This window comes from Pseudomonas oryzihabitans (assembly GCF_032027545.1).
Lineage (GTDB): Bacteria > Pseudomonadota > Gammaproteobacteria > Pseudomonadales > Pseudomonadaceae > Chryseomonas > Chryseomonas oryzihabitans_F.
This window is the reverse complement of record NZ_JAVSJB010000050.1, coordinates 1-6,508: the sequence shown is the minus strand read 5'-3', so window position 1 is coordinate 6,508 and position 6,508 is coordinate 1. Positions and strand designations below refer to the sequence as shown.

Below are 6,508 nucleotides of genomic sequence, written 5' to 3'. Positions count from 1 at the left end.
GGGTTTGTCTGAAAAGTCGTGTTTGTTAGGCTGGCTCTGTAAGAGCAGCGTAGGCAAACATGACCGGGCGTTACGACCTTTCGAATGAGCGCTAGACGATAATCGAAGAGATCATTTCCCCACGCCAGAGGATGGGGCGCCCACGCCGCGATGATCGGCAAATGCTCAGTAACATCTCTGGCTTCTGTGCACGGGCGCCAAATGGCGTGACCTACCCCAGCGCGATAGTCCTTGGAAGACTGTCTACCAGCGCTTCCGGCAATGGCGCGATGACGGTAGCTTCAAGCGCATCTTGGCGCATCTACACCTGAAGCTGTGCGAGGGTCGCTATCTGGACCTAAACACCTGGATGATCGACTCCACTACGATTCGTGCCACACGCGCAGCCGCGGTAAGCGGAAAGAAAGGGGTCGGACGAATCGCTAGATCATGCGATGGGCCGTAGCCGTAGTGGACTGGGTACCAAACTCTATCTGCTCTGTGATGCCAAAGGAATTCCGCTCACCTTCACATTGTCATCAGGGCAGCAGGCCGCCTCGCGACACTTCATTCCTCTGCTCGAACAGGTACGACTGCCAAGTGCCAAAGGTAGGCCGCGTAAGCGCTGCCAACGCATCGTGGCTGACAAGGGATATGACAGCGAAAGGCGCCGGCATCACTGCGACCGTATCGGTATTCAACCGGACATTGCTCGACGCAAGATGCGTCGTAACCCACGTCCAGGCTTGCTTCGGCTTTTCGATCATCCTGCGTACCACAAGCGTAATGCGATTGAACGCCTGTTCAGCTAAATCAAGGAAAAGCGCCGGCTTTGCACTCGATTCGACAAGCTGGCCAGCAGCTTCCAAACAATGGTCATTTAAGCTTGCATTGATCGCTGCTGGCGCGTCGAATTTTCAGCCAAAGCCTAGGTTGGCCGGCGCAGTCAGGAGTAGCAGCCCGGCGGCATGCACCAGAGGAGGGGCCGCAGAATCGATACAATTAGACGCCTTTTTTAGACCTGGCCTAGGACGCGACTGGGCCCTTATTCGTCACACTCGGAATCGACGATTCTGCCAATTGAGCTCTACCGCCAGTACCGACAGCCGCTGGCTGGCCGCCTGGGTCTGTTCGGCGCCGGCTGCGGTCTGCACTGACAGGTCACGAATCCGCACGAGGTTGCGATCTACCTCGCGGGCGACTTGGGCCTACTCCTCGGCGGCGCTGGCAATCACCAGGTTCCGCTCATCGATGCCCGATACCGACTGGGCGATGGTCTCTAGTGCGGAGCTGGCCGACTGGGGCTGCTGGCGGGTCTGGCGGGCCTGGTCCGCTGGTCAGGAGGGCATCCACCGTCTGGTCGGTGCCCTGCTGGATGCTGCCGATCATCTCCTCGATTTCACGCGTGCTGTCGCCGGTACGCTGAGCCAAGCCGCGCACTTCGTCTGCGACTACGGCTAAGGCGCGATCGGCATCACCAACTCGGGCGGCCTCAATCGCCGCGTTCAGGGCCAGCAGGTTGGTCTGTTCAGGCACCGAGCGGATGACGTCCAGGACCTGGCTGATATTGCGGGTCTGCTCGGCCAGCTCCCGAGCGCGCTCGCCGGCGTCCATGACGTTCTCGGTTAGGGTCTCGATCGCAACCAAGGTATTGCCCAGCTGCTGCTGGCCGCCCCGTGCGATATTGGCGGCCTGCCGGAACTCGGTAGAGGTTGACGTGGCGTTGCCGGCCACTTCGTCGACCGCCTGACTCATCTGAGTCACCGCGGTGGCGGCCATCTCGATTTCGCTGTTCTGCTGCTGCAGACCGATGGCGCTTTCCTGCATGAGCGCGGTCATTTTCTCGGCAGCCGAGGCTACCTGCGTGGCCGAATGGCCCAGGTGGCCCAGGTGGCCCAGGGTGTCGCGCAGGATGGTCTGCATCTGCTGCATGGCCTGCAGCATCTGAGCTGCTTCATCCTGGCCGCGGGTGTCCAGGGTCTGGGTTAGATCGCCGCTGGCGATCGTGTTGGCTGCGCCTACGGCGGCGGTGATCGGCCGCCGGGTCATGCTCACGGTCAGACGCCAGGCCAACAGCAGGGTCAGGCTCATAGCGAGGCCGATAGCCAGCCAGGTGATGGCCTTTGATTGGTTATAGGTGGCGCTGGCGCTCTCGGCAGAAGCCTTGATGTCATCCAGATTGATCTTGCGCAACGACTTGGAGCTCTCAATCATCCTGATACCTATCTGAGCCATACCGGTATTCACCAGATTGCGTGCGTCCTCCACCTTGCCCGCAGCCATTAGGTCAGCAAGCTGATTGATATCCCTCTGGTAGTTTCGGTAGTCCTGGCGCACCGCCTCGAAGGCCTACCGCTCACGATCCGCGCCGATTAGCTTGTCATAGCGGCCAAAGACGGCCACAACATCACTGCTGATGTCGTCGATCTTCTTGCGCGTATTGGCCACCGTAGGCGCCCTGGAATGGCCAGCAGGCGTAATGCCTCGATCCAAGTGCGGGCCAGCTGCTACGTTATCGGCCTCGACGATCCCCGGAATATCGTCAGTCTGGACCTCCAATTCCTGGTCGCGAAGCTGCGACATCTGAGTGACGTCGAGGATACCCTCTCGGGCAACTGGCAGGGCGAGGACGCCAAAGCACGTGGGCTGCAGGTAGCGATGCTGAAAGAGCGTAAGGACATATCCGTGTACCTAATGGTGAGTGTGATAAGCACAGCGGCAATAGGTCTGGTTACTTAAGCGAATGCCTCAAGAACGGGGTTTTCATCTGACAGGCGGTTGGAGAGACTAGAAACGTAAAGGCCCGCGACCTGATGACGTGTAGGCTTAATATTTGAGAACATCATAGTCCGGCCTGTGAAAAATCGGCCCGCCCGAGCACAGAATCTAGAAATCGCCATTGAGCATTTGCCGATCATCACGGCGTGGGCGCCGCATCCTCTGGCGTGGGGAAATGATCTCTTCGATTATCCTCCAGCGCTCATTCGAAAGGTCGTAATGCCCAGTCTTGCTTGCCTCCGCCGCTATCACAGAGCCAGCCGAGCAGAATATGACTTTTCAAATAAACCCTAGGATGTCCTCTGGCATGAACTCTTTGGCCTTCTTCTTAAGCGGCTTCCGGCGTTGAGCTTTGGTTTGCCTCGGATTGCCCGGCGCTTGATATCGACGATAGCGCCCTGGTTAACCTCGGGCAGTTGATCGAAAACGCCACAGGGGAGGGGAACGCCGTCCGATCTGATTTCTATGCGCCCACATGGATAGTGATAGATGTGCACGTAGTGGCCTGCCAGGCCTCGCGTCTGCGGCGCGTCGTCAATCAGGTAGAGGCGTTTGTCGTACTGCAGGGTTAGTCTTTTCGAAACCCGCCGGGGCTCGCGCCAGGTGTGGATCAACGAGAGATCTTCATCGTTACGTACTGGGCGGTGGGCATCGAAGTCCGAGCGGGCCGGTTTGCCAAAGCGACGATTGTAATCGGCCATGAACAGCGGCAGATAAGCGATGGCGGCCTCGACGGTGCTGATGTTGCGCAGCATCAGTTCCTTGACCAGGCGATCCTGTAAGGTGAGATGGGCTCGCTGGACGCGGCCCTTGGCCTGGCTGGAGTTGGCGCAGAAGGTATCGATGTTCAGCTTGAACATAGCCATGGCGAACTAGGTGTGGCCATCGCCACCCTGAGCATCTTTGCTGTTGACTCGAAACATACTGGCCTTGTCGCTGTAGAGCGCCAAGGGCTTACCGTGCTGCTCCAGGTAAGCCTGGGTAGCGGGATCTGAGTAGCAACGGAGCAGAAACTTACATAAGATTTTCAGCACCGTTGTTTGATAGACCTTGCTTATCGGCCCATCCTCCCCGCTTCATATAAAATTAGACGGCAGGGAGTTTATCAGCTATAGGTTTCTGTACGGGTATTTATAAATTTTGCCTGCCTTTCTTGGGTTCCCGCGATGGACTCCGCCGCGTTACAGAAAACCGGGATTTGTTGCGACGTTTTTGAATAGAGTCCTGATCGCTGAGCGGCGTTTCGCGATGTCGGAAACGGATAAACAAGCTATGCTTGTTGTATTTGATTGTGATGGTGTTCTCATTGATTCAGAGACCATTTTCTGCACCGTTGATGCGGAAGCCCTGACCCGGCTTGGGCACCCGACTACCGCCTCCGAAATATCAGAGCGGTTCGCGGGTGTGCCGCACCAAACCGCCTGGAGCCAGCTCAGCGCGCAGCACAATCTGAAACTGCCGGCAGACTGGGTCGAAAATCTCTTGTTGGAGTGTGACCGGCGCTTTCAACATGAACTGGCACCGATCCCTGGAGCCGCAAATGCCATTAAAGCAATCGTTGATAGAGGCGATCAGGCTTGCGTTGCCTCATCAACGGAACTTCCCAGCCTTCGAGGCAATCTAGACCGCGCCGGCCTCTTAACATTTGTTGAGCCGAATGTGTTCTCCGTCAGCCAGGTCAAGCGCGCAAAGCCCGCGCCCGATATCTTCTTGTATGCGGCGTCTCAAATGGGATTTGATCCGAGCGAAACGGTCGTCATCGAGGATTCTGTCATCGGTGTTCTTGCCGCCAAGCGAGCCGGAATGAGGGTTTTTGGCTTCACGGGAGGGGGGCATGCCTACAGCTCTCTCGGATCTCGCCTGTCGGAGGCAGGCGCTATGCATGTCTGCAGATCAATGGACGAGGTGACGGATTGCCTCTCATCCCAGTAGCTTGTGTAGGTTTTCTGTTCCGTTGCTACTCAAACCCCGTAGCCTGGAAGTAGCTGAAGATCGACTTGCTGCGGGCGAATGCCAGGTGCATCAGGCGACTGGTGGCGTCGTCGATGTAGACCAGCAGGGTGCATGCCGGTGCTCGGTCCTCGAACCATTGATGATCGCTGCCATCAATCTGGATAAGCTCGCCCAGGCAGGCTCGGCGATTGCGTGGCTGGTAAACCTAGGGCGGTCGCTGCCGACGTGGCGTCCATAAGCCAGCATCCATCATGATGCGCCTGACCGTTTCCTTGGCCAGGCGTAGGCCGTGACATTCAACGAGCTTTTCGGCCGCAAGCGTGGGACCGAAATCCTGGTAGTGCTGCCGGATCAGAGTGATAACGTGCTACTCAAGGCCAGGCCGCAGCTGATGATTGCTAGGCTGGCCGCGCTTACGTGAGGTCAGGCCCGAAACGCCGGCATCCCGGTAACGCTGCACCAGGCGGTGCACCTGCCGGGTACTTAGCTGCAGGCGCTGGGCAGCGCGGGTGGGTGTGAGGAAACCCTCTGTCAACGCCTGGATGACCTTGAGGCGATCGACTTCGCGTGAGCTCATCGTGATCCGCTCGTAGGCTGACATCCTGATCGCTCCGCATCGCCTGTAAAGCCGGTAGGCTAGCCGCCTGGCTGGATCGCGACATTACTATTTGGCCGTAACAAGTTGCCTTCCACTAATAGCGATTACGTTAAAGGTTCCTACAGCCGGGTTGGGTTTGGTGAGCAAGCCCCAAGGGCCTGGCCACCGAAAGCGTAGGCTGTGTCAGGCCAGATGCCTGGGATTGGTGACTACCCAGCTCGTTTTGGCTGGAAAGTCGCTGCGCTAAGCGGCTATCGTCTAAGGCGACACTGACCCTTCCTGCAGTCAGCAGAATCGCGGACTCATCGGTGATCGGGATGCACCGCCGCTGCGGTCACCGCTAGAACTTCTTCCTTCCTCATCTTGCGCATTACGAAGTTGCGGCGAATAGGGTCATAGACCGTAAGCATGCGGCGATAGACATCCAGAAGAAGGCAGTGGCTGTTCAAGCTTCTTCCAGAGAAGCGGCTAAAGCGTTTCAAATCGTCAATAAGATGGCCAGCAATTCCGTAATGGGTGGTTTCGTTATTCCCGTCGAAGCCGATAAACGTCGCACAGTGACCACCCGGCGAGGCCTTAATTTCATCCTGATCGCTAGTTGTGATCTCTCAGTAGGTTGTTCATCCGGGGCATTCCCGGAATTCTGGAAGCGCGACCAACACAGCCTTCCAGGAGCCTCGGATGAACCTGCATAAACATGCCCGTCTTACCCCTCGAGGTCGAGCCCTTCTCGTACAACGCATGCTCACTGGGCTGCGCTGCGCGTCGAGGATGCGGCACAAGCGGCGGGAGTCAGTGCGTACGGCCTACAGATGGCTCAGGCGCTGTCGTGAGGAAGGCGAGTCCGGTCTGCTGGAGCGGTCATCACGTCCGCATTCCTGCCCGCATGAGACCTCGAGCGACCGGGTCGCACACTTGATCCCGCTACGCCGCTCTCGCCATACCTATCGACAGATCGCCCAACGACGCGGCGTGGCCGTCAGTACCGTTGCGCGTCGTCTCAAACAGGCAGACTTTCGTCGTTTGGCCGAGCTGGAGCCCGCCCCGGGGGCGGTGCGCTACGAATATCCCAAGGCCGGCGACCTGCTCCATCTGGATATCAAGAGGGGTGGCCGATTCTGCAGACCTGGCCACCGAGTGACGGGGGATCGCCAGCAGGGCTGCGCTGGCGCCGGCTGGGAGTTCGTCCAGATGGCCATC

The 6,508-nt window shown here is 58.2% G+C and carries 6 protein-coding genes and 3 pseudogenes; 3 read left to right on the top strand and 6 right to left on the bottom strand.

Features of this window, described 5'->3' with window-relative positions; translation table 11 throughout:
* Positions 1-98: 98 nt before the first annotated feature.
* A pseudogene (locus RND78_RS27360) lies at positions 99-863 on the top strand (IS5 family transposase).
* A gap of 361 nt (positions 864-1,224) precedes the next feature.
* Here RND78_RS27360 and RND78_RS27355 read toward each other — a convergent pair.
* The 3 genes and pseudogenes from RND78_RS27355 to RND78_RS27345 form a co-directional block, all read right to left on the bottom strand.
* Positions 1,225-2,316 (bottom strand): methyl-accepting chemotaxis protein, encoded by a 1,092-nt coding sequence (locus RND78_RS27355; protein WP_312733340.1) that lies wholly within the window; start codon positions 2,314-2,316, stop codon positions 1,225-1,227.
* Between the two features lie 12 nt (positions 2,317-2,328).
* Positions 2,329-2,562 carry a hypothetical protein gene (locus tag RND78_RS27350; protein WP_312733338.1) on the bottom strand — a complete coding sequence of 78 codons (234 nt, stop codon included), beginning with the start codon at positions 2,560-2,562 and terminating at the stop codon, positions 2,329-2,331.
* 569 nt (positions 2,563-3,131) lie between these two features.
* Positions 3,132-3,743: pseudogene (locus RND78_RS27345) on the bottom strand (ISNCY family transposase); the annotation flags it as partial.
* A 262-nt stretch (positions 3,744-4,005) separates the two neighbouring features.
* Between RND78_RS27345 and RND78_RS27340 the strand changes: the two are divergent.
* Positions 4,006-4,689: an HAD family phosphatase gene (locus RND78_RS27340; RefSeq protein WP_312733336.1), complete on the top strand. Its 684-nt coding sequence runs from the start codon at positions 4,006-4,008 to the stop codon at positions 4,687-4,689.
* Between the two features lie 388 nt (positions 4,690-5,077).
* Here the strand turns inward: RND78_RS27340 and RND78_RS27335 are convergent, their stop codons facing one another.
* Positions 5,078-5,287 (bottom strand): helix-turn-helix domain-containing protein, encoded by a 210-nt coding sequence (locus tag RND78_RS27335; protein WP_312733334.1) that lies wholly within the window; start codon positions 5,285-5,287, stop codon positions 5,078-5,080.
* Positions 5,288-5,610: 323 nt separating this feature from the next.
* Positions 5,611-5,889 (bottom strand): YfbU family protein, encoded by a 279-nt coding sequence (locus tag RND78_RS28650; RefSeq protein ID WP_409457148.1) that lies wholly within the window; start codon positions 5,887-5,889, stop codon positions 5,611-5,613.
* 100 nt (positions 5,890-5,989) lie between these two features.
* Between RND78_RS28650 and RND78_RS28645 the strand changes: the two are divergent.
* Positions 5,990-6,250: pseudogene (locus RND78_RS28645) on the top strand (leucine zipper domain-containing protein); the annotation flags it as partial.
* Here RND78_RS28645 and RND78_RS28640 read toward each other — a convergent pair.
* A partial coding sequence (locus tag RND78_RS28640) for a hypothetical protein (protein ID WP_409457149.1) occupies positions 6,233-6,508 on the bottom strand: 276 nt, incomplete at its 5' end. The pseudogene RND78_RS28645 and the gene RND78_RS28640 overlap by 18 nt on opposite strands.